This window comes from Turicimonas sp. TL08 (genome assembly GCF_054660695.1).
Map to the genome: position 1 here is coordinate 1 of NZ_BAAGDP010000067.1, position 534 is coordinate 534.

Genomic DNA, 534 nt, shown 5'->3' on the forward strand with positions numbered 1-534 from the left:
AAGATAAAGCACATCGGTTCAACTATGTAGAGTGTGCCAGCCGTCTCGTTCTGTGGAAGAAAAAGCACTCTTTTCTGAAAGACTGTCATTCTCAAGTACTCCAACAAGCATTGAAAGATTTGGAGAAGGGGTACAAGAACTTTTTTGCTAAGAGAGCGAATTTTCCAAGGTTCAAAAAGAAATTTCAGCACGATTCATTCCGATTCCCGCAGGGATTTAAAATAGATGAGAATAAAAAAAGGATCTATTTGCCGAAAATCGGGACAGTCGGCTACAGAAAGAGCAGAAGCATCATTGGCAAACCAAAGAACATTACGGTATCTCGAGAAGGTCTAAAGTGGTTCGTTTCCATTCAGACTGAATTTGAAATAGAGCCTAAGCGGAGGATTAATTCCGAAATCGGAATTGACATGGGCGTTAAGAAGTTTGTTACTTTTTCGAACGGGACTTTCGTAGAGCCGGTCAATAGCTTGAAAAATAATCTAAAGCAGTTAGCTAAACTGCAAAAGAAATTATCTCGACAACAAAAAGAAA

Annotated in this window: 1 protein-coding gene; it reads left to right on the forward strand. The window is 39.1% G+C overall.

The genetic code is table 11. From position 1 onward, the window contains the following. On the forward strand, positions 1 to 534 hold a 534-nt coding region (locus ACYQ4O_RS12960), incomplete at both ends, for an RNA-guided endonuclease InsQ/TnpB family protein (protein ID WP_460175872.1).